The organism is Roseovarius sp. YIN77 (assembly GCF_057219155.1).
Genome location: NZ_JBXVVI010000004.1, coordinates 39,696 through 62,060 on the forward strand (window position 1 = coordinate 39,696; position 22,365 = coordinate 62,060).

Sequence of the window (22,365 nt, forward strand, 5' to 3'; positions counted from 1 at the left end):
TGGCGTGCGTATGGTTAAGGAAGGGTTAAGATTGTTGGGACGATTTTGTAAAAGCGTCTGGACACAAGTACCTCAGCACAAGCTAAGAGAAAAAAGCATATACCAAGCCAATCGAACCGAGCGTAAAAAGAGTAAATAGAATTGATATAAGGTCTTGAATATCCAAATGCCTAAAACCATCCATCGCTATCATCATGGGAATGGGGATACCACCAAGCAAGAAGCCGGTAACTGAAGCGGACAGGTAACCTACCAGACCATGACGTTTTGCTATGATCGCAATCAGAAATGCGGGAATTGCAAACATCCATGCATAGAACCCGGTAAACATTACTCCCGAAAATATCGTTACGAGAACTGAATCTTCTCCGACCAGAAATTTAAAAATGGTTGCAAGTGTAAACCCAATTGTGGGCAACGCAATAAAGGTGGAGATTAGTGCGATCAGCATATCGATAATCGAAACATGCTGAATCCGATCTTCCGGGATGCTCCAAGCAAAATCCGGTAATTTCACGCAGCAGCCCCACCCACGGTCAGCCCGCCAATCATCAATGTCGGCTGGCCGACGCCCACGGGGACCCATTGGCCTTGTTTGCCGCAATTGCCCATGCCGGGGTCCAGTGCCATATCGTTGCCGATGGCGCGGATTTGTTTCAGGGCGGTGGCGCCGTCGCCGATTAGCGTGGCGCCCTTGACCGGGGCGCCGATCTGGCCGTTTTCAACCCGGTAGGCCTCGGTGCAGCTAAACACAAACTTGCCGTTGGTGATATCCACCTGACCGCCACCAAAACCGACAGCATAGATGCCATCCTTCAGCCCCGCGACCACATCGGCGGGGTCGGTATCACCGCCCAGCATATAGGTATTGGTCATCCGGGGCATGGGCGCGTGGGCATAGGATTCGCGCCGCCCATTGCCAGTGGCATTGACGCCCATCAGACGGGCGTTTTGACGGTCTTGCATGTAGCCCACCAAAATGCCGTCCTCGATCAGGGTGTTTTTGCCGGACGGCGTGCCCTCATCATCAAAGGTGATTGATCCGCGCCGATCGGGAATGGTGCCGTCATCCAGAACAGTGACGCCGGGGGCGGCAATCTGTTGGCCCATGAGACCTGCAAAGGCAGAGCTGCCCTTGCGGTTAAAATCGCCCTCAAGCCCATGACCGATGGCCTCATGCAACAAAATACCAGGCCAACCGGGGCCCAGCACCACATCCATGACGCCCGCAGGCGCAGGAACAGCGTCAAGGTTGACCACCGCCACGCGCAGTGCCTCGCGCGCGACGCCTTCCCAATGGGCGCGGTCGATCAGCCCTTCCAGACTGATGCGCCCGCCGCCGCCTGCCGAACCAGATTCGCGGCGGCCGTCCTGCTCGACGATGACGCCGATATTCAGCCGGGTCATGGGGCGGACATCGCGCAAATGCGTGCCTTCTGGGCGCAGGATCTCGACCTCTTGCAAGGACGCCGCGGCTGTTGCGCTGACCTGCACAACGCGCGGATCGAGGGCGCGCAGAAAGTCATCGATTTCACGCAGAGTGTCCAATTTGGTGGCAAAGCTGATCTCGGATATCGGGTCGAGATCGCGGTAAAGCCGGGTATTGGTGCCGGTGGGGGCGTCGGCCAAGGTGCCGCCGCCATCGCCCACGGCCAGCCGCGCGGTTTCAACGGCGCGTTTCAATGCAGCCTCGGACATTTCGGTGGAATGTGCGTAACCAGCGGTTTCGCCGCGCACGGCGCGCAGGCCGAATCCCTCAGATGCGTCATAGCTGGCGGTTTTCACCCGGCCATCATCAAAAACCAGCGCCTCAGACCGGCGGCGCTCCAGAAACAGCTCCCCATCATCGGCCCCATCTGTCGCCGCGGCCAGATGGCCCAGCGCCTGATCTTTGTCAAAAGCAGTCTCGAAGGGGCGAAATGGGGTGTCTGACATGGTCTCTCCGCGTCTGAAAGTGACAAATTTCCAAAAAGCGGCCCTTTGCCGCGCATGATTTGCTTGTTCCGTCTGTTGTAATATGGTTTTAACCGAGCCGGACACAATGGGATTCCGGCAATTCCCGGATCAGCCATCGGAAAAGCCACCGGGCGCCACAGACGCCGGATCGAACAGGAAACGGATATGAAGCTTCTGAGCAAACTTTCGGGCCTATCGGCCGCTACTCTTGCAACTCTCTCTGCGGCTGCCGCCTTTGCGCAGGACGGGATCGAAGGGTTGGAGATTATTGGTAAGCCTGTCGAGGGTGGAATTGGGTTTCAGCCCGCAGTTACCGAACTGGCCCGCGACATTCAGGGCCTGGATGGCCTAATCCTGGTGATCATCACAGCGATTGTTGTGTTTGTGACAGGGCTGATGGCGTACATCATCATGCGCTACAATCAGCGCGTCAACAAAACACCCGCGACGTTTACCCATAACTCACCACTGGAAGTGGCCTGGACCATTGGGCCGATTGTCATTCTGGTTTTCATCGGCGCGTTCTCGCTGCCGGTTCTGTTCAAGCAGCAGGAAATCCCGGAAGGTGACATCACCATCAAGGCGATCGGCAACCAGTGGTACTGGTCCTATGAATATGTCGACGAAGAGTTCGGCTTTGACAGCTTCATGCTGGGTCGTGAAGGTCTGGCAGCGGCTGGCTATAGCCAGGACGAATATCTGCTGGCCACCGACACCGCCGTTGTCGTGCCATCAGGTAAGACCATCGTTGTACAAGTGACTGCGGCTGACGTGATCCACGCCTGGGCCATCCCCGCCTTTGGTGTAAAGCAGGACGGCGTTCCCGGACGTCTGGCAGAGCTGTGGTTTGAGGTCGATGAAGGGGCCGAGGGCATCTATTTCGGCCAATGTTCGGAACTGTGCGGCAAGGACCACGCCTATATGCCGATCACCGTCAAGGTCGTGACGCAGGCGCAATATGACGCCTGGCTGGGCCGCGCGAAGGAAGAGTTCGCCGGTATCCCGCAATCCATCACCGTTGCGTCTAACTAAGTCGTGTTGCGGGCCAGTGCATATGCTGGCCTCTCACCCCGTCTGAAAGACAAGGCATGAGCGACACCAGCATAGATACCCCGATCAAGGCCACCGCCCATGGCGGTGAAGCCAGTTTTGGGGATTACTTTGCCCTGCTGAAACCGCGGGTGATGTCGCTGGTTGTGTTTACCGCGCTGGTCGGTCTGTTGGTGGCCCCGGTGCCCGTGCATCCGATGATCGGATTTGCTGCGATCCTGTTTATTGCCATTGGCGGTGGCGCCTCGGGTGCGCTGAACATGTGGTGGGATGCTGATATCGATGCGGTGATGAAACGCACCAAGGGACGTCCGATCCCGGCAGGCAAAGTGACCAAGGACGAGGCTTTTGCTATCGGGATCACCCTCTCGGCCATGGCTGTCGTGATGCTGGGACTGGCGGCGAATTGGGTGGCCGCAGGATTGCTGGCCTTTACCATCTTTTTCTATGTCGTGATCTACACGATGTGGTTGAAACGCTGGACCCCGCAAAACATCGTCATCGGTGGTGCGGCTGGTGCTTTCCCGCCGATGATCGGCTGGGCTGTGGCCACCGGTGGTATATCGGTCGAATCTGTTCTGATGTTCATGATTACCTTTATGTGGACGCCGCCGCATTTCTGGGCTTTGGCCCTGTTTGTGAAGTCGGACTACAAAGAGGCGGGTGTGCCGATGCTGACCGTGACCCACGGGCGCAAGTCGACCCGCCGTCACATTCTGGCCTATACGTTGTTATTGGTACCTGTGACCATTGGGGCCGGGTTGACCTCTATCGGGGGGCCGATTTATCTGGCAACCGCTGTGGTTCTGAACCTGTGGTTCATCAAGGGCGCGGTCGAGATTGTGCGTCGCGATGATGCGGCGGCCGAGGCGGATGCTTATAAAGCGGAACGTGGGTTTTTCAAATCATCACTCTTTTACCTGTTCCTGCATTTCGGTGCCTTGTTGGCAGAAGCCGCGCTGCGCCCTTATGGGCTGGGGGGCTGGTAAGGCATGGCGATTGCAAAGGAACATGAACTGCACAAGCGCCGTTTCAGCCGCAATGCCGGTGTTGGATTGGCGCTGATCGGATTTGTGGCGATCGTTTTTGGCTTGACTGTGGTGAAGGTGAAAGTCATCGACGTTCATGATGCCTACAACGCCAGCACCGGTCAGGTGCAGGAGGGTGGGCAATGAGCGTTCCTGATTCGACCCCCAAGAGCAACCGTAAGACCGTGCTAAGCCTGTTGGGCGTTGTGGTTTTTATGGGTGGCCTGGCGTGGGCGTCGGTACCTTTGTACGATTGGTTTTGCAGCGTCACCGGGTTTGGCGGCACCACCGCGACAGCCGACACCGGATCAGATGAGGTTTTGGATCAGACGATCACCGTACGGTTTGACGGCACGCTGGAACGCGGAATGCCGTGGGAGTTCAAACCCGTCGTGCGCGAGATGGAAATTCGCATTGGTGAAACGGGTTTGGTCTTTTATGAGGCCTATAACCCAACTGATCGACCGGTTGCCGGAACCGCAAGCTATAACGTAACGCCCTATGCGGCAGGTGGATTTTTCACCAAGATCGACTGTTTCTGCTTTACCGAGCAGGTCTTACAGCCCGGGGAACGGGTACAGATGCCGCTGACATTCTTTGTCGATCCGGAGATCGTCGACGACCGCGAGGCGAAATATCTGCAGCATATCACGCTGTCTTACACTTTTTATGAAACCGAAATGCCCGAAGATACGGCGAGCCTCTCGACCGCGACTTCGAGTGATGTTAACTAGCCTCAAAACGAGGGAATACGCATGGCACACGAAAAGAACCACGACTATCACATCCTGCCACCATCTCTGAATCCGTTTCTGGGGGCAGTTGGTGCCTTCGTCATGTTGTTTGGCGCGGTGCAATGGATGTCAAACGGCATTCCGTGGATTTTCCTGATCGGCTTGGCGCTGGTCCTTTATGTGATGTTTGTGTGGTGGTCCGACATGGTGGTCGAGGGCAACACGGGTGATCACACGCCTGTGGTGCAGATCGGCCTGCGCTATGGGTTCCTATTGTTCATCATGTCTGAGATCATGTTCTTCTCGGCCTGGTTCTGGACCTTCTTCAAACACGCCATGTACCCGATGGGGCCTGACAGCCCGGCAGTGGATGCTGTTTGGCCTCCGGTGGGGATTGAAACATTTGATCCGTGGCACCTGCCCCTGATCAACACGCTGATCCTGCTGTGTTCTGGTGCCGCCTGCACCTGGGCCCACCACGCGATGGCCCATGAAAACAACCGCAAAGACATGATCAACGGCCTGATCATCGCGATTGTTCTGGGGGCGATCTTTACCGGCTTCCAGGCCTATGAATACAGCCATGCGGCCTTTGGTTTTGCCGGTAATATCTATGGCGCGTCCTTCTTTATGGCCACAGGCTTCCATGGGGCCCACGTGATTATCGGCACGGTCTTCCTGTTTGTCTGCCTGATGCGTGCACAGCGCGGCCACTTCACCCCGCAACAGCATGTGGGATTTGAGGCTGCCGCTTGGTACTGGCACTTTGTTGACGTTGTCTGGCTGTTCCTGTTCGCCGCTGTTTACGTTTGGGGCGGATAAGGAAGGTGGGGTGAAACCCCACCCTACAGAAAATCCCGAAGCGCGCGGCTCTTTCGCGCGCTTTTCCTTTTGAAACGGAGCTGTCGCCAGTGAGCCGCGTTATTGTCCCTCTGATCTTTGGCCTGATCGGCGCTGCCATCCTGATCAGGTTGGGTACGTGGCAGGTACAGAGACTGGATTGGAAGGAGGACGTGCTGGCAGAGATTGAGGCGCGAATTTCGGATGCCCCCATTGCACTACCAGCCGAACCTGATCCGATGGTCCACCGTTATCAACCCGTCGAGTTTGACGGGCTGCTTGGGCAGGATGTGCTCCGCGTGCTGGTCAGCCGCAAACAAATTGGAGCGGGCTATCGCCTGATCGCTCCGTTGCGGGTAGGGCAGCGGTCGATCCTGCTGGATCTGGGGTTCATCAAGGTGGACCAACCGTTGCCTGTGCTGCCCGAAGGGCCGGTGCAAATTGTTGGCAATCTGCACTGGCCTGATGACCGAAACTCCTCCACCCCCGACAATGACGTGGCGGGCAATCTGTGGTTCGCCCGCGATCTGGATCAGATGGCCGAAGTGCTGCGAACCCAACCTGTTTTGGTGGTGGCGCGCCAATTGTCGTTCATGGACAAATCCGTGACGCCCTTGCCCGTAGATACATCCGCCATTCCCAATGATCACTTGGGTTATGCGTTCACCTGGTTTTCGCTGGCTGTGGTCTGGTTGGGGATGACAGGGGTGTTCGTCTGGCGTATCAGGCAGAAAGACCGCAAAGGACTGCAAAAATGAAATATGTCTCGACCCGTGGCCGCGCGCCCGAGCTGAGTTTTGAAGAGGCGATGCTGACGGGTCTGGCCCGGGATGGGGGGCTTTATGTGCCCGAAACTATCCCGACGATGTCGGCGGATGAAATCGCCGCGCTGGCCGGGTTGTCTTACGAAGAGATCGCGTTTCGCGTGATGCGCCCCTTTGTGGGTGATACGTTCACGGATGAGGAGTTTAAGGCGATCATTGCCCGCGCCTATGACGGGTTCGGGCATGAGGCCCGTGCGCCGCTGAAACAGCTGGGCCCCAACCATTTCCTGCTGGAGCTGTTCCACGGCCCGACATTGGCGTTCAAAGATTTTGCCATGCAGCTGATTGGGCAACTCTTTGAGGTGGCGTTGAAACGCAGAGGCGAGCGGGTGACCATTGTTGGCGCGACCTCGGGCGATACAGGGTCGGCGGCGATCGAGGCGTTCCGGGGGCTGGACGCGGTGGATGTGTTTATCCTGTTCCCGCATGGCAGGGTGTCTGAGGTGCAGCGCCGCCAGATGACAACTCCGGCGGAGGCCAATGTACACGCGTTGGCGGTGCATGGTGATTTTGACGATTGTCAGGCACAGCTGAAAGACATGTTCAATGACTTCGAGTTCCGTGATGGCGTGCGCCTTGCGGGTGTGAACTCGATCAACTGGGCCCGGGTTCTGGCGCAGGTGGTGTATTATTTCAGCTCTGCTGTCAGCCTTGGTGCGCCGCATCGGCGGGTCAGCTTTTCCGTGCCCACAGGCAATTTCGGCGATATCTTTGCGGGCTTCATTGCCAAGCAGATGGGCCTGCCGATTGATCGCCTGATCGTGGCCACCAACCAGAATGACATTCTGCACCGGGCACTGGATGGGGGCGAATATCGTACAACGGGCGTTGAACCGTCGATCAGCCCGTCGATGGATATTCAGGTGAGTTCCAATTTTGAACGCGCGCTATTTTATGCTTATGGGCGCGATGGTGCGGCGGTCAGGCAGTTGATGGATGAGCTGAAATCCGGTGGTGGGTTCAAGATTTCCCAAGGCGCGATGGAGGCGCTGCGCGAGCAGTTCGATTCCGGTCGTGTATCGGAAGAGGAAACCAAAGGCGCGATCCGCGATTTCCATGAGCGCAGCGCCGAAGTGTTGTGCCCGCATTCCGCAATTGGTGCACGGGTGGCCGACCAACTTATTGGCGTAACCCCGATGATCACGCTGGCCACCGCCCATCCGGCGAAGTTCCCGGCAGCGGTGAAAGAGGCCTGCGGTCAGGATGCCCCCTTGCCCCCGCGCATGGCTGATCTATATGAGCGCGATGAGCGTGTGACCCAGGTCGCCAATGATCTGGACGCGCTGAAATCTTTGATCAAGGAGCGTTTGGCCAGGTGAGCGTCGAACTTCATACATTGTCCAACGGTTTTCGCGTTGTGACGGAACATATGCCGGGGCTGCAATCGGCCTCTGTCGGGATCTGGGTGAATGCCGGGGGCCGCCATGAGCGGTTTGAGCAGAACGGCATCGCGCATTTTCTGGAACATATGGCATTTAAGGGCACAACCACCCGCTCGGCTCTGCAAATTGCTGAGGCGATTGAGGATGTTGGCGGCTATATCAACGCCTATACCAGCCGTGAAACCACGGCCTATTATGCCCGTGTATTGCGGGCCGATGTGCCGTTGGCGGTGGATGTTATATCCGACATTCTGCTGAACCCTGTGTTTGATCCGGCTGAGATCGAGATCGAGCGTGGAGTGATCTTGCAAGAAATCGGACAGGCATTGGACACGCCCGATGATGTGATTTTTGACTGGTTGCAGGAACGTGCCTACCCGGATCAGCCTATCGGGCGCACGATTTTGGGCCCGGCAGAGCGGGTTTCAAGTTTTGCCCGCGATGATCTGTCGTCTTTTGTGACCGAACATTATGGGCCGGATCAAATGATCCTGGCGGCAGCGGGGGCTGTGGATCACGCAGCATTGGTTCAGCAGGCAGAGGCGCTTTTTGGTCATCTGACAGCGCGGCCACGTCTGGTGCATCGCGAAGCCCGCTATCAAGGGGGCGAGAGCCGGGTAGAGAAAGAGTTGGAACAAGCACACTTCGCACTAGCCTTTGAAACGCCGGGCTATCGCGACCCATCTATCTATGCGGCACAGATTTATGCCGCGGCGCTGGGTGGCAACATGTCCTCTCGGCTGTTCCAGGAGGTGCGGGAAAAGCGCGGGTTGTGTTACACGATTTTCGCCCAGGTTGGGGCCTATGCTGATACCGGGCTGACTACGATTTATGCCGGGACCAATTCCGAACAGCTGGGTGAATTGTCGATGATCACCATGGATGAGCTTGCCCGCAGTGCCGATGATATGGACGAGGCTGAAATCGCCCGGGCACGCGCACAGATGAAGGCAGGCCTGTTGATGGGGCTGGAAAGCCCATCGAACCGTGCCGAACGTCTGGCGCGGATGGTGGCGATCTGGGACCGGGTGCCAAACGTGGCCGAGGTGGTCGAGAAAGTCGATGCCGTCACCATTTCTGATGTGCGTGAGTTCGCGGCCAAGATGATTACCGGGACGACGCCGACGATGGCGCTCTACGGTCCGGTGGTTGGTGCGCCTGAACTGGGGCAGTTGCAGGACCGGCTGGTCGCCTGATGTTGGGACGGGGGCGTAAGGTCAGGATAGAGACCGAGCGCATGACGCTGCGCCCGCCGCGTCACAGCGACTATCGCAATTGGGCTATGCTACGGCAGGAAAGCGTTGAATTTCTGTCGCCATGGGAGCCCAGCTGGGCTGCTGACCACTTGACACGCAAATCCTTTACCAACCGGGTCTATTGGGCGCAGCGGTCGATCAGCAATGGCTCTGCCGTGCCACTTTTCATGATCCGGCGTGAGGATGACCGGTTGCTGGGGGCACTGACGCTGGACACGATCCGCCGGGGGCCTGCGCAAGCCGCGACGTTGGGCTATTGGGTCGGGTCCGTTCATGCCCGACAGGGCTATATGCGGGAGGCTATTGAGGCCGCTGTGCATTATGCGTTCACCTCCCTTGATCTAAGCCGGATTGAGGCCGCTTGTCTGCCAACGAACGCGGCCTCGCGCGGGGTTCTGGAAAAGACCGGGTTTAAGTACGAAGGCGTCGCGCAGAGCTATCTGCAGATCAATGGCCGCTGGCGTACCCATGTGCTGTACGCCAATTTGCGTCTGGATCGGCGCGGTCGTACCGAGGCGGGCTAGGGCGAATTGTGCTATCCTGGACCGACTGGATCAGTGTTGTGACGGACTATACTGGTGATTCCGCAGCGTCCGACCGTTATGGTGCTGGATGCTGAGGACTGACTTGCGCTGACTGCGCCGCCATGGTTCACCTTGTATATGACCCAATCACACCTGACCCCTGCTGACGAAACCTTTGCCGCGCAAATCGCGCAAGCAGTGGGGCAGGACGTTTTGCGCCCGGTGACAGAGGCATATTTGTCTGAACCACGTCGCAGGTATCACGGGCAGGGCGGCGTTCTGGCGTTGCCTCGGACGGTCGAGGAGGTCGCGGCGATCATCCGACTTTGCAGTGACGCACGCGTGGGGGTCGTGCCCTATGGCGGCGGAACCGGATTGGTGGGCGGGCAGGTTATGCCCGAGGGGCCTGTGCCCCTGATCCTATCGCTGGAACGGATGTCAAATATCCGCATGATCGACACGTTAGACAATTCGATGGTGGTTGAGGCTGGAACGAGTTTGCAATCTGTGCAGGAGGCTGCCGAAGGGGTGGGGCGGCTGTTTCCACTGACCATCGCCTCGCAAGGGACTGCGCAAATCGGCGGCGTCTTGGCGACAAATGCGGGTGGTGTGAATACTTTGCGCTACGGCAATGCGCGGGCCATGAGTTTGGGGGTAGAGGCTGTGTTGCCGTCTGGCGAGATCTGGCATGGGCTTACGCCGCTCAGAAAAGATAATTTGGGCTATGACCTGCGCGATATGCTGATCGGGGCAGAGGGAACCTTGGGGGTGATCACGGCGGCCAGCCTGCGCCTGTCGCCGCGACCGGATCAGCAGGCGACCGCCCTGATCGCGGTTCCTGGCCCACAAGAGGCGCTGGAATTGCTGGACCTGGCGCAGGCACGATTGGGGGAGGTGATTTCAGCGTTTGAGCTGATCCACCGGCAGGGGTTTGACTTTATCACTGAAACCATCCCTGATCTGCATCTGCCCTTTGAAACGCCCCCGGAATGGTCGGTCCTGCTGGACATTGGCGCACCTGCCATCCTGCCCTTGGAAACGGCGTTGGAAGATCTGTTTGACGAGGGGACCGACAAGGGGATGATCCTCGACGGCTGGTTGGCGCAATCGGGCATGCAGCGCGATCATTTCTGGGCCTTGCGAGAGGCGTTGCCCGAGGCCAACCGGCGTATCGGGTCTATATCGTCCCATGATATTTCGGTGCCTCTGGCGGTGATCCCGGAGTTTATCGCCCGGGCGCGACCGTTGATGGCCAAGATCGGGGATATGCGGATCAATTGTTTTGGCCATGTGGGTGACGGCAATCTGCATTACAATGCCTTCCCGGCGCTGGGTCGCAAACGCGACGCGTATGACCATTTGCGGGAGGCGATCAAAACCACGGTGCATGATCTGGTGTACGAACTGGGCGGATCAGTTGCCGCGGAACATGGGGTTGGGCGGATGAAAGTACCCGATGTCGAACGCTATGCTGATCCGGTACTATTAGGGGCAATGCGGGCGGTGAAGGCGGCGTTGGATCCTAAGGGGATCATGAACCCAGGGGTCATTTTGGGAATCTGAATAGTTTTACCCGTTTTGACGAAGCGTTTTGATCACGGCTGCGGTTTCCTGTTTCCCGTATCCGGCAGACTGCGCGCGTTTGACCCATTCGCGCATCAAGGCTGGAAGTTCGCTATTTATACCGACAGAGATCGCATGATCATAAAGACCTGCGACCGCCTCTGCCGCGACATCGACGGAGGCCCCGGCACTGGAAATCTGATCGAATGTTCCGGCGTGAATGGTTTCGGTCAGCGGGATCGCACGATCACCGTGGGGAAGGATTGCGGTGAACTCTGACACCGGCACACCTTCGGCCTCACAAGCCAGCGCGCCGTGAATAGAGCCAAAGATGATGCCCAGAAGGCGGGACAGAAACGCAAGCTCCAGTGTTGCTGCAGCGCGGATATTGGCGCGCATATAGCGCAGGTCGCCTGCAAGAATGTTGAGGTCCGTTTCGCAATCTGCAAACACACCCTCCGCCCCGGCGACCGCGATCCGGCCGGTGGGCGTTCCGATATTTCCGGGCCAGCACATGATCGTGCCATCGACATACCCCGCGCCCCATGCGTTGAATTGAGATTGCGCATCTTCAGCCTCCTGCGGTGAAGAGGTTCCCAACTGTATGATGTTGCGCCCATTCACCGCGCTGGGCACGCCCGATGTATCAAACAGGGCATTGGTGGTGGCATAGTTCAAAAGGCAAATGACGCTGCGCGGACTGGCTGCAATGGACTTGGCTAAATCAGGTTCTGCCGCTGCCCCTTGGTCGACCAGCGGCTGCATTTTGTCGGGGGATCGGTTCCACACCGTCACTTGGCGCCCCGATTTCAACAGCGCAGTTGCCAAAGCCGTGCCCATGGCCCCCAAGCCAATTACGGTAATGTCGCTCATTATGTCCCCCAGTTTCCACATGTTCGCCGATCCCGCACTATGGCACAGAATTCATGCGACCTGCGGTATAATCCATATTGCAGGAGCGGGAGCAGTTCTGCCGAAATACAAAAAAGGCACCCGAGGGTGCCTTTTGCGTGTTCTTGGACCTGAGCTGATCAAACTGCAAGATTTGGAATGATCTGTTTTTTGCGGCTGACCACGCCGGGTAGGACGATGGTGTCTTCGGAACACACCGTGGCAAAGGATTTTTCGGCCACGTTTTTCACCAGATCGTTGGGAACCAGCAGGGTGGATTCCTCGTTCAGGATGTCGACCACGAACAGCAAGACTTGATCAACGCTGTCTTCGGCGGCGACGGTTTCCATGCTGGCCATCAGGCTGGCCTTGCGGTCCAGAACCGTGGCGGGTGAGGTGGTTTCCAGCACGCTGACACGGAACTTGGTGCCACCGACCTCGTATTCCTTGCTGTCCATGCGCAATAGCTCAGCGTCAGAGAAACGCGACACATCGGATTTCGCAGCAAACATTTCCGCGGCGTATTCAGGAATGTCGATGCCCAGCTCAGCGGCCAGTTTTTCGGCAACCGCGCGGTCATGATCAGTCGTGGTGGGCGAGCGGAATTCAAGCGTGTCGGACAGGATGCAGGACAGCGCTGCGCCCTTGATCGCCTCTGGCATCTTTGCGGCATCGGCGCCCATCAGATCGACCATGATTGTGGCGGTGCAGGCCAGCGGGCGGATGGTGATGTTGATCGGACCTTTGGTTTTCAGGCCGCCCTGCAGCATGTGGTGGTCGATGACCTCTGTCACGTTTGCCTCGTTGATGGAGGCGGGCAGTTCGGCAATGTTGTTGGTGTCCACGATCACGCAGGTATCGCCGGCGGAGACGTCAGCGATGATTTCGGGTTTGTCGAGGTTCCAACGTTCTAGAACAAAGGCAGCCTCTGTGTTAGGTTCGCCCAAAAGCTTTGGTTCGGCCACTTCGCCTTTGATCTCGTTCAGGTACCAGGACCAGATGATCGGGGAACCAGTGGAATCGGTGTCGGGGGCCTTGTGGCCAAAAACCAGAGTGGTCATGGATAACGTCCGTTCAGATGCAAATTCGCGCGACTTATAGGGTGTCGGGCAGGGGTTGTCACCCTAGGGATTTGGGCGATACCGTCGCATTGCAAACATGCAGGCGAATTTATGTCAAAACCATCGGAAACTTCTCTTTACGCGCCGCTAAAAACCTTTCTGGAGCAGCAGGGCTATGAGGTTAAGTCAGAAGTTTCAAACGTTGACGTTGTGGCCACCAAGTCTGAAATCTATGACCCGGTGTTGGTTGAGCTGAAGATGGGGTTTAGCCTGTCGCTGTATCGTCAGGCGATTGCGCGGCAATCGATCAGTGACTGGGTGTATATCGCAGTTCCCAGAGGGTCGGGCCGTGCCTTTCAAAGCTCGCTCAAGGGCAATGTCGATATGTGTCGCAGATTAGGTCTGGGATTGATCACGATCAGACTGCGCGATGGGTTTGTTGAGGCCCATGTTGATCCGGGCCCCTACAGGCCGCGTCAGTCCAGATCGCGCAAAGCAAGACTGTTGCGTGAATACGAAAGACGTGAAGGTGATCCAAACACGGGTGGGAGTGTAAGAGCCAAATTGGTAACTGCCTATCGTCAGGACGCTTTGCGTTGCGCCGTTTTTCTGTCACGAAGCGGACCTTGCCCCGCGAAAGAGGCGGCAAAGGTCACAGGTGTGGAAAAGGCGGGAAGGATGATGTCTGATGATTACTACGGTTGGTTTGAGCGCGTCTCCAGATGCGTTTATCAGCTTACACCCAATGGCCAGCAGGCACTGACCGAGTTCAAAACCGTGATCAAAGATATGGGTGCCAGTTTTACTCCACCCGAGTGAGGGTGTAACCCTCGCCCGCCAAGAGGTTCAAAATGCCATCTTCACCACTTAGATGGGCGGCGCCGACGGCAATGACGGCGTTGCCCGGTTGGAGTTCAGCACTTAATTTGTCAATCCAGGCCTGATTGCGGTCGATCAGCAAGGTTTGTTCCATCCCGGCCATTTGGGCATCCAGTTCGTCGGAGGTCATGTCGCCCTCAAGTTCAGCAATGTAGCGACCGGCCTCCCAAATCTCGCGGTGACGTTCTGCGGCGTAGGAGTCGACCATCGTGGCAAAACTGGCGTCTTCGTCTTTGGTCATCGATAGGGTCATGCGCAGCGTTTGTATCTGCTGTTCCGGATCATCCCCGGCCAAGAGTTTGAGCGTATCCAATGGATCCTCTAGCGAGTGCATAGGCACGCCGGATGCATCCGCAATATCCATGATCTGGCTGTCAATGCCGTCATCCATGCTGAAGCTCTGAATGGCGCAGGCGGGGACTGACAGCATCATCATCGCGTACCAGGGTTGCATCTTGGCGGCCAGAAACCCGGGAATGCCACGTTGTTCCATTTTTGCGGATAAGGCTTTCCAATCGGTGGCATCCAGACGGTCAATCAGTGTTGGTCCGCTGGCGACAAACAGCATGCTGGGGTCGCGGGTCATTTTATCCTGCAGCGCGGTCATATCCTCACGCGAGCTTTCCAGATAGACATGATCGGCGCTCGTAACGATGGGGCGGAGCCGGTCAATCAGTGGCTCGAACCGATCATCGCCCAGATGCATGGTGCCCACCACATGCAGTACAGTATCACCGCGCACGGCCTGCCATAGGTTGCCCTCTGGATAGGGGGCGGCATCGACGCGGCGTTGAAATTCGGTGCGTTGTTCGGGTGTAAGAGCACCAATTTGGTTTTCGCCTACGCATTGCGCCTGGGCGGCCCAGGGCAGGATGAGTGCCAAAAGGGAAATCAGGAAATGTCGCATTAAAATTCTGCCTGCTCGTTTTGATTTTTTTCTACCATAGCTTACCAAAAAAAATTGGCTAGTGCGCGGTTGACTCGGGTCGGGGGCTTCCTTACATCCATCCTGTTAGCACTCGCACAGGGCGGGTGCTAATACATAACAGAAACCTCGAACGAAGGAGCGTTCAGAGATGGCATTGAAACCGCTGCATGACCGAGTGCTGGTCCGCCGTGTAGAAAGCGACGAGAAAACCGCAGGTGGTCTGATTATCCCAGACAGCGCCAAAGAGAAACCCAGCGAAGGCGAAATCGTATCTTGCGGCGACGGCGCCCGCAAAGATTCCGGTGAGCTGATCGCGATGGCTGTATCGGCCGGCGATCGCGTTCTGTTCGGCAAATGGTCCGGCACAGAAGTCACCGTCGACGGCGAAGAGCTGCTGATGATGAAAGAAAGCGACATTCTGGGCATCATTTCCTGATCCCTAAGTCCTTTTCAAACTGACACGAAATTTAAGGAGCAATCAAAATGGCGAAAGACGTCAAATTTGATACCGATGCCCGCAATCGTATGCTGAAGGGCGTGAACGTTCTGGCTGATGCGGTCAAAGTGACCCTGGGTCCGAAAGGCCGTAACGTCATTCTCGACAAATCCTTTGGCGCACCGCGCATCACCAAAGATGGTGTAACCGTTGCCAAGGAAATCGAACTGGAAGACAAGTTCGAAAACATGGGCGCGCAGATGGTGAAAGAAGTTGCCAGCCGCACCAATGACGAAGCCGGCGACGGCACCACCACTGCAACTGTTCTGGCCCAAGCCATCGTTCGCGAAGGTCTGAAGCAGGTTGCTGCTGGCCTGAACCCAATGGACCTGAAGCGCGGCATCGACCTGGCAACATCGCGTGTTGTTGAGGCAATCAAATCTGCATCTCGTGAAGTCAAAGACAGCGACGAAGTTGCACAGGTTGGCACCATTTCTGCAAATGGCGAAGCTGCCATTGGTCAGCAGATCGCTGGTGCCATGCAGAAAGTTGGCAATGACGGTGTGATCACCGTTGAAGAAAACAAAGGTCTGGAAACAGAAACCGAAGTTGTCGAAGGCATGCAGTTCGACCGTGGTTACCTGTCGCCTTACTTTGTCACCAACTCTGACAAGATGATCGTTGATCTGGAAGACGCCATCATCCTGCTGCACGAAAAGAAACTGTCTTCGCTGCAGCCAATGGTTCCATTGCTGGAGCAAGTGATCCAATCGCAAAAACCACTGCTGATCATTGCAGAAGATGTTGAAGGCGAAGCGCTGGCAACTCTGGTTGTCAACAAACTGCGCGGCGGCCTGAAAATTGCTGCTGTTAAGGCCCCTGGTTTCGGCGATCGCCGCAAAGCCATGCTGCAAGACCTGGCAATCCTGACCGGTGGTCAAGTGATTTCCGAAGATCTGGGCATGAAGCTGGAAAGCGTCACCATGGACATGCTGGGTTCTGCCAAGAAAGTCACCATCACCAAAGACGAAACAACGGTTGTCGATGGCAATGGCGAAAAAGCAGAGATCGAAGCACGTGTTGCACAGATCCGTGGTCAGATCGAAGAAACGTCTTCCGATTACGACCGTGAAAAACTGCAAGAACGCGTTGCCAAACTGGCTGGCGGTGTTGCTGTGATCCGCGTTGGCGGCATGACCGAAATCGAAGTGAAAGAGCGCAAAGACCGTGTTGATGATGCGCTGAACGCCACACGTGCCGCTGTTCAAGAAGGTATCGTCGTCGGTGGCGGTGTTGCTCTGGTTCAGGCTTCGAAAGTACTTGCAGACTTGACAGGTGCAAACGCCGATCAGGACGCAGGCATCAACATCGTTCGCAAAGCTCTGGAAGCTCCGCTGCGTCAGATCGCTGAGAACGCTGGTGTTGACGGTGCAGTCGTTGCTGGCAAAGTCCGTGAATCTGACGATCTGGCCTTTGGTTTCAACGCACAGACTGAAGAATATGGCGACATGTTCTCCTTCGGTGTGATTGACCCGGCCAAAGTGACCCGGACAGCCTTGGAAGATGCAGCATCCGTTGCGTCCCTGCTGATCACCACCGAGGCCATGATTGCCGACAAGCCAGAGCCAAAAGGCGCTGCTGGTGGCGGCATGCCCGACATGGGCGGCATGGGCGGCATGGGCGGCATGATGTAAGCCAGCCCCGTCCGTTTTTGGATAGGAAGGGCCCGCCATATGGTGGGCCCTTTTCTTTTGAGCGCTGTCGGGGAGCGGAGCGGCTGCACCGCGCTCGATCCGGTGCGGTGCGCAAATTGGGGCTTTGCCCCAAACCCCAGAGTATTTACACCAAAAAGAAGAAGGGGTTCGGATGGCACAGGTTAAAATCAGAACAGCAAAGCCAGAAGATGCGGCGGACCTGAGGGCGTGTATCCAAGCGGCCTATGCCCAGGCACGACAAAGGGGAGTGTCATTGCCGCCCGTTGACGAAGGTGTCGAGGAGGATATTGCCACAAACCTGGTTTGGGTGGCCGAACATGACGGTGGCGTAGTGGGCGGGTTGATCGCTGGCCCGGTCGATGATGCGCTGCATGTGATGAATTTGGTTGTGCATCCAAGTGCACAGGGGCAGGGGGTGGCGCGCAAGCTGCTTTCACTGGTAGAATCTTATGCCATGACGCATGGTTTGAGCGAGCTGCGGTTGGCGACACATCAGGATATGCCAGAGAACATCGCCATATATCAGCACCTTGGCTGGCAGGAAAATAGCCGGGACGGTGTAAAAGTGGTGATGATTAAGCCTCTTGGTGGGTGAGGGGCATTGCCCCTCTGCGGCGACGCCGCATTCACCCCAAGGTATTTCCGGCAAAAGGAAGGGTGAGAGTGCACCTTTTTCCCGTTGCTCAGGCGAACACGGCGTCCAACGCGATTTCAATCATGTCGCCAAAACTTCTTTCTCGGTCCTCTGATGGCAGTGCTTCCCCCGTCAAGAGGTGGTCGCTGACGGTCAAAACCGCCAGGGCACGGCGGTTGTGGCGGGCCGCGAGGGTGTAGAGCTCTGCCGCTTCCATCTCGACTCCGAGAATGCCATGGCGCACCATTTGTTCGTTCAGGTCAGGACGTTCGTCGTAGAAAACATCAGAAGAATAGATGCCGCCCACATGGGTCGGTACACCCCGGGCGGCGGCGCTGTCTGCTGCCGCACGCAAGAGCCCGTAATCGGCACAAGGCGCAAAGTTCAGTTCACGCATAATTCCGCGCGATGGCGTGGATAGTGTGGTCGTGGTCATGGCCAGGATCACATCGCGCACTTTGACATGCTCCTGCATGCCTCCGCAGGATCCGATACGGATCAGGGTCTGGGCATCGAAATCACGGATTAACTCATTGGCGTAGATCGAAAGGCTGGGCATGCCCATACCGGAACCGTGGATGGTAACCGGATTACCCTTGTAGGTTCCGGTAAAACCCAGCATCCCGCGGACCTCGTTGATCAGCCGGGCATCTTTGAGGAAGTTTTCAGCCGCCCATTTTGCCCGGTAAGGATCACCAGGTAGAAGAACGGTTTCAGCGATGTCGCCGGGTTGCGCGCCGATATGGATGCTCATTGGAACCTCTGGGTTTGAATCGAATAGTGAAGATGGTGGTAGCAGGAAATTTCTGTTCCGTCAGGGGCTATGTCCAATTCGCCACAGATATCACTGATCGCATTGAACGGCGTTGTCCGCGGTCGAATTGATCCTATGGTGGCATCAAAAAAAACCAACGAGGCAGAGTATGAGTTCCATCAGTCGATTATTGGTTGTTTTTGTAGCAGGTGTGTTGGTCGCAGGATTTGTTGCACTAGGCGCATCAAATGGTGACTCCTATCACTATAATGTTTCATGGAGTGTTGCTTTCCACGAGGCGCTTGCTTTGGGCGATCCCTATCCCCGTTATCTGCCGGGACTATGGGCAGGCCATGGGGGTATGGATTTTTACTTTTACGCGCCACTGCCCTTTTATATTTCTGCGATCGCCCAGTTTATTGCGCCTGGGTTGACACCAAATGCGGCCATAGCAGTGTCAGGCGCATTTTTCTGGATCGGATCCGGGCTCACGGCTGGTCTTTTCCTGCGCCGACTTGTCGGGGGGTGGACCGTTGTCGCGGGTGCCTTCATTTATATGGTTTTACCTTATCACCTGAGCATTGACTGGGCGATCCGACAGGCCATCGGGGAGTTTGCGGCCTATATGTTTGTACCATTGTTGGCGCTGGGTATGTTGCGGGTATTGGACGAGCGCCGATTGAACATTGTGCTCCCGTTGGGGTTTGCAGGGCTTGCCCTTTGTCACTTGCCAACCACATTGTTGTCCCTGCCGGTGTTCGCGGCGATTTGGGTGGCATGGGCGATATCTGCCAGACTAGGAATCGTGGTTAGTTTTGCAAGACTTGCCGCACTTTGCGCTCTCGGTGTTGGGTTGTCTGCGATCTATTGGTGGCCAGCCTTATCAAATCTGACCGATGTGAGTGCTGAGTTTTTAAAGCATTACCATCCTGTTGATTGGCTGATGTGGAGCGGACGTGACTGGCCGGTCAGTGACTGGCATCTTGCTGTCACCCTGACACTGACATTTACCTGCTTATTTATCGGACTATGTTGGGTTGTCGGTGTCAGAGCGCTGGGTGCAAGCAGCGGGTATCTGTGGGTCTGGTCGATCGCCCCGACGATTGTCGCCATAATATTGATGAGCGGCATCTCCGTCGAACTGTGGAAACATTCCCCGTTTAGCAGCGTACAATTTCCATGGCGTTTGTTGGTCTATGTCGATTTCTTCGTCATGGTAGCGGCGGCTTTTCTGATGGAGAGTGCGCGACAGGGGCGCAAGCAGGACGGTGGTTTGCAGATCCCGGTGACAGTGTGGTTCGCCGTCATGCTGTTTTTGATTGCCTTGTTTCACTATCCACATCGGTTGGTCTCCACGATGGCTTATCAGGTTGCCTGGGAAGAGCGAAATGATCCCATTAAAGTAAACGGTGCGTTGGAATACCTGTCTGCGGAAGGCGCAGGAAAATTTGCGCGCGACTATCTGAATGCAACTATTGATTCTCAGGCATTTGATGACATCCCTGACCATCTTGAAAGGCTTGAGCGTGATGGGGTCCTACATCCGCCTGCGGATGTCACCGCGATCAAATCGCGTGTCTGGGAAATCAACAATGTTCCCGCGGGGGTAATCTTGCTACCGGTTCTTTATCATAAGGCTTTTCGTGTTTTCACACCTGATGGACAGGTTCTACCAGTCACCCCTGCTTTGGACATCGGTGTTGTGTCGGTCGAGTTTCCGCAAGCCTACGACCGGGTAGAAATGGTGCTGGAGCGCCATCCTTCAGAACTGCCAGCAGCCTTGGTATCTCTGTTCAGTTTGTTGGTGCTAATAGGCATCGCGATCCGCGGGCGTGTGCGGCAGAGGTGACTACTCCGCCGCGACCGCCTTTGGATCGACCAGCGCGACGATGTCAAACATGATACGGTTCAGTTCGAAATCCTTGGGCGTGTAGACCTTGGCCACACCCATTGCACGCAGGCGATCGGCGTCTTCGTCTGGGATGATGCCGCCGGCGACCACCGGAATATGCGAGAGGCCAGCCGCCTGAATGCGCTCCATCACTTCGGCGATCAGAGGGATATGAGAGCCTGACAAGATGGACAGGCCGATGACGTGGGCGTCCTGTTCTTTTGCAGCGTTCACGATTTCTTCGGGCGTCAGGCGGATGCCGTCATAGGTGATGTCCATTCCGCAATCCCGTGCTCGGGCGGCGATTTGTTCGGCGCCGTTGGAATGCCCGTCCAGTCCCGGTTTGCCGACCATAAACTTCAGGCGCCGGCCCAGACGGGTGCTGACGGCATCGACCTCTGCCCGGATATCATCCAACCCTTCAGTCCGGTTTGATGGGTTTTTGCTGACGCCCGTGGGCGCGCGGTACTGGCCAAAGGCGTTGCGGACAACATCGCCCCATTCACCCGTGGTGGCGCCAGCCTTGGCAGCGGCGATGGAGGAGGGCATGATATTGTCGCCCGTTTGCGCGGCGGCGCGAACCGCGGCGAGCGCGGTCTCGACGGCCCGCTCGTCGCGTGCCTGGCGCCAAGCATTCAGGCGGGTTATCTGATCGGCCTCTGCGGCTGCGTCCACCACCATGATCGCGCCGTCACCAGCGGTTAGGGGGCTTTCGGCCGCTTCGGTCCAACGATTGACACCAACAACGGTGGTTTCGCCCGCTTCGATCCTGTTGATCCGGGCGGAGTTTGACTCGACCAGACGATTTTTCATGTATTCGATGGCTGCGACTGCACCACCCATGGCGTCGATCTGCGCGAGCTCTGCGCGTGCACCCTCTTTTAGCGCATTGACCTTGCGGTCCACGGCAGGGTTGCCGTCAAACAGATCCTCGTATTCCAGCAAATCGGTTTCATAGGCCAGGATTTGTTGCATGCGCAGGGACCATTGCTGATCCCATGGGCGCGGCAGGCCCAAGGCCTCGTTCCAGGCTGGTAGCTGCACTGCACGGGCACGGGCGTTTTTCGACAGCGTTACCGCCAGAGTTTCCAAGAGGATACGATAAACGTTGTTTTCCGGTTGCTGTTCGGTCAGGCCGAGGGAGTTTACCTGCACCCCATAACGGAAGCGGCGGAATTTTGGGTCCTCGACTCCGTAACGCTCTTGCGTGATTTCGTCCCACAGTTCGACAAAGGCACGCATCTTGCACATTTCGGTGACGAAGCGGATACCCGCGTTGACGAAGAAGGAAATGCGCCCGACCATTTCGGGGAATGCCTCGGCGGGGACTTTATTTTTTAGGTCATCCAATACGGCGATGGCGGTGGCCAGCGCAAAGGCCAACTCCTCTTCAGGCGTCGCGCCTGCCTCTTGCAAGTGATAGGAACACACGTTCATCGGGTTCCATTTCGGCAGATGTTCGCGGGTATAGGCCGCGACATCAGTGATCATCCGCAAGCTGGGTTTTGGCGGGCAGACATAGGTGCCGCGGCTGAGATATTCCTTGATGATATCGTTCTGGACGGTGCCCTGCAGTTTGGAAATATCGGCGCCTTGCTCCTCTGCCGCAGCGGTGTAGAGCGCCAAGAGCCACGGGGCCGTGGCGTTGATGGTCATCGAGGTGTTCATCTGTTCCAGGGGGATCTGGTCAAACAGCGCCCGCATGTCACCCAGATGGCTGACGGGAACGCCGACCTTGCCGACCTCACCCCGGGCCAGCACATGATCGCTGTCATAGCCGGTCTGTGTCGGCAGGTCGAACGCCACCGAAAGGCCGGTCTGACCTTTGGCCAGATTGCCGCGGTAAAGCTCGTTCGAGGCCTTCGCGGTCGAGTGTCCAGCATAGGTGCGAAAGAGCCAGGGGCGGGTTTTCTGCGTTTGCGACATCTGGGGCCTCTTGATTCCTCTACGGGCAATAAAATTAGCTACTGGCGCAGATAAATGGAATTATATGTCTATGTCAACGTGCTGCGGTGCGGC

At 56.8% G+C, this 22,365-nt stretch carries 22 protein-coding genes; 15 read left to right on the forward strand and 7 right to left on the reverse strand.

Translation table 11 applies throughout. The annotated features are described in order from the left end of the window. Positions 1-82: 82 nt before the first annotated feature. Positions 83-517: a hypothetical protein gene (locus tag AC2D8P_RS06310; protein WP_484701423.1), complete on the reverse strand. Its 435-nt coding sequence runs from the start codon at positions 515-517 to the stop codon at positions 83-85. Continuing rightward, positions 514-1,935, reverse strand: coding sequence for a metalloprotease TldD (gene tldD, locus AC2D8P_RS06315; protein WP_484701424.1), 1,422 nt, complete (start codon positions 1,933-1,935; stop codon positions 514-516). The genes AC2D8P_RS06310 and tldD overlap by 4 nt, the downstream gene beginning before the upstream one ends. Positions 1,936-2,121: 186 nt before the next feature. On the opposite strand from tldD, the gene coxB reads away from it, so the two are divergent. The 10 genes from coxB (at position 2,122) to AC2D8P_RS06365 (ending at position 11,157) form a co-directional block, all read left to right on the forward strand. Beyond that, positions 2,122-2,988 (forward strand): cytochrome c oxidase subunit II, encoded by an 867-nt coding sequence (coxB, locus tag AC2D8P_RS06320; protein WP_484701425.1) that lies wholly within the window; start codon positions 2,122-2,124, stop codon positions 2,986-2,988. Positions 2,989-3,044: 56 nt separating this feature from the next. Further along, the gene (gene cyoE / locus AC2D8P_RS06325) at positions 3,045-3,995 is read left to right on the forward strand and encodes a heme o synthase (protein ID WP_484701426.1); all 951 of its coding nucleotides are present in this window, start codon (positions 3,045-3,047) and stop codon (positions 3,993-3,995) included. Between the two features lie 3 nt (positions 3,996-3,998). Beyond that, positions 3,999-4,181, forward strand: coding sequence for a hypothetical protein (locus AC2D8P_RS06330; RefSeq protein ID WP_484701427.1), 183 nt, complete (start codon positions 3,999-4,001; stop codon positions 4,179-4,181). Further along, complete coding sequence (locus tag AC2D8P_RS06335) at positions 4,178-4,768, forward strand: cytochrome c oxidase assembly protein (RefSeq protein WP_484701428.1); 591 nt, start codon at positions 4,178-4,180, stop codon at positions 4,766-4,768. The genes AC2D8P_RS06330 and AC2D8P_RS06335 overlap by 4 nt, the downstream gene beginning before the upstream one ends. Positions 4,769-4,789: 21 nt before the next feature. Beyond that, a complete protein-coding gene (locus AC2D8P_RS06340) occupies positions 4,790-5,590 on the forward strand; it encodes a cytochrome c oxidase subunit 3 (RefSeq protein WP_484701429.1) in 801 nt (266 codons plus the stop codon). Positions 5,591-5,679: 89 nt separating this feature from the next. Continuing rightward, the gene (locus tag AC2D8P_RS06345; RefSeq protein WP_484701430.1) at positions 5,680-6,366 is read left to right on the forward strand and encodes an SURF1 family protein; all 687 of its coding nucleotides are present in this window, start codon (positions 5,680-5,682) and stop codon (positions 6,364-6,366) included. Continuing rightward, on the forward strand, positions 6,363-7,751 hold the full coding sequence (gene thrC / locus AC2D8P_RS06350) for a threonine synthase (RefSeq protein ID WP_484701431.1): 1,389 nt from the start codon (positions 6,363-6,365) through the stop codon (positions 7,749-7,751). The genes AC2D8P_RS06345 and thrC overlap by 4 nt, the downstream gene beginning before the upstream one ends. Further along, positions 7,748-9,010 (forward strand): M16 family metallopeptidase, encoded by a 1,263-nt coding sequence (locus AC2D8P_RS06355; RefSeq protein WP_484701432.1) that lies wholly within the window; start codon positions 7,748-7,750, stop codon positions 9,008-9,010. The genes thrC and AC2D8P_RS06355 overlap by 4 nt, the downstream gene beginning before the upstream one ends. Further along, complete coding sequence (locus tag AC2D8P_RS06360; RefSeq protein WP_484701433.1) at positions 9,010-9,594, forward strand: GNAT family N-acetyltransferase; 585 nt, start codon at positions 9,010-9,012, stop codon at positions 9,592-9,594. Before AC2D8P_RS06355 ends, AC2D8P_RS06360 begins: the two co-directional genes overlap by 1 nt. Before the next feature lie 138 nt (positions 9,595-9,732). Next, entirely contained in the window at positions 9,733-11,157 is a 1,425-nt protein-coding gene (locus AC2D8P_RS06365; protein ID WP_484701434.1) for an FAD-binding oxidoreductase, read from the forward strand. Between the two features lie 6 nt (positions 11,158-11,163). On the opposite strand, the gene AC2D8P_RS06370 is transcribed toward AC2D8P_RS06365, so the two are convergent. Both AC2D8P_RS06370 and AC2D8P_RS06375 read right to left on the reverse strand, forming a co-directional pair. Then, complete coding sequence (locus AC2D8P_RS06370) at positions 11,164-12,030, reverse strand: NAD(P)-dependent oxidoreductase (RefSeq protein WP_484701435.1); 867 nt, start codon at positions 12,028-12,030, stop codon at positions 11,164-11,166. A gap of 158 nt (positions 12,031-12,188) precedes the next feature. Further along, positions 12,189-13,109, reverse strand: a complete 921-nt coding sequence (locus AC2D8P_RS06375) for a manganese-dependent inorganic pyrophosphatase (RefSeq protein ID WP_484701436.1) — start codon at positions 13,107-13,109, stop codon at positions 12,189-12,191. 111 nt (positions 13,110-13,220) lie between these two features. Between AC2D8P_RS06375 and AC2D8P_RS06380 the strand changes: the two genes are divergently transcribed. Beyond that, on the forward strand, positions 13,221-13,928 hold the full coding sequence (locus tag AC2D8P_RS06380; RefSeq protein ID WP_484701437.1) for a DUF2161 domain-containing phosphodiesterase: 708 nt from the start codon (positions 13,221-13,223) through the stop codon (positions 13,926-13,928). Here the strand turns inward: AC2D8P_RS06380 and AC2D8P_RS06385 are convergent. Next, on the reverse strand, positions 13,912-14,895 hold the full coding sequence (locus tag AC2D8P_RS06385; protein ID WP_484701438.1) for a TraB/GumN family protein: 984 nt from the start codon (positions 14,893-14,895) through the stop codon (positions 13,912-13,914). The genes AC2D8P_RS06380 and AC2D8P_RS06385 overlap by 17 nt on opposite strands. Before the next feature lie 169 nt (positions 14,896-15,064). On the opposite strand from AC2D8P_RS06385, the gene AC2D8P_RS06390 reads away from it, so the two are divergent. The 3 genes from AC2D8P_RS06390 to AC2D8P_RS06400 all read left to right on the forward strand — a co-directional run bounded on the left by AC2D8P_RS06390 (position 15,065) and on the right by AC2D8P_RS06400 (position 17,662). Next, positions 15,065-15,352, forward strand: a complete 288-nt coding sequence (locus AC2D8P_RS06390; RefSeq protein ID WP_484701439.1) for a co-chaperone GroES — start codon at positions 15,065-15,067, stop codon at positions 15,350-15,352. A 47-nt stretch (positions 15,353-15,399) separates the two neighbouring features. Then, positions 15,400-17,046, forward strand: a complete 1,647-nt coding sequence (groL, locus tag AC2D8P_RS06395; protein WP_484701440.1) for a chaperonin GroEL — start codon at positions 15,400-15,402, stop codon at positions 17,044-17,046. A gap of 172 nt (positions 17,047-17,218) precedes the next feature. Then, complete coding sequence (locus AC2D8P_RS06400) at positions 17,219-17,662, forward strand: GNAT family N-acetyltransferase (protein WP_484701441.1); 444 nt, start codon at positions 17,219-17,221, stop codon at positions 17,660-17,662. Between the two features lie 88 nt (positions 17,663-17,750). Here AC2D8P_RS06400 and deoD read toward each other — a convergent pair whose 3' ends face one another. Beyond that, on the reverse strand, positions 17,751-18,455 hold the full coding sequence (gene deoD / locus AC2D8P_RS06405; RefSeq protein ID WP_484701442.1) for a purine-nucleoside phosphorylase: 705 nt from the start codon (positions 18,453-18,455) through the stop codon (positions 17,751-17,753). A 169-nt stretch (positions 18,456-18,624) separates the two neighbouring features. Between deoD and AC2D8P_RS06410 the strand changes: the two genes are divergently transcribed. Then, on the forward strand, positions 18,625-20,304 hold the full coding sequence (locus AC2D8P_RS06410; protein ID WP_484701443.1) for a hypothetical protein: 1,680 nt from the start codon (positions 18,625-18,627) through the stop codon (positions 20,302-20,304). On the opposite strand, the gene AC2D8P_RS06415 is transcribed toward AC2D8P_RS06410, so the two are convergent. Beyond that, positions 20,305-22,272 (reverse strand): protein meaA, encoded by a 1,968-nt coding sequence (locus AC2D8P_RS06415; protein WP_484701444.1) that lies wholly within the window; start codon positions 22,270-22,272, stop codon positions 20,305-20,307. Positions 22,273-22,365 lie beyond the last annotated feature (93 nt).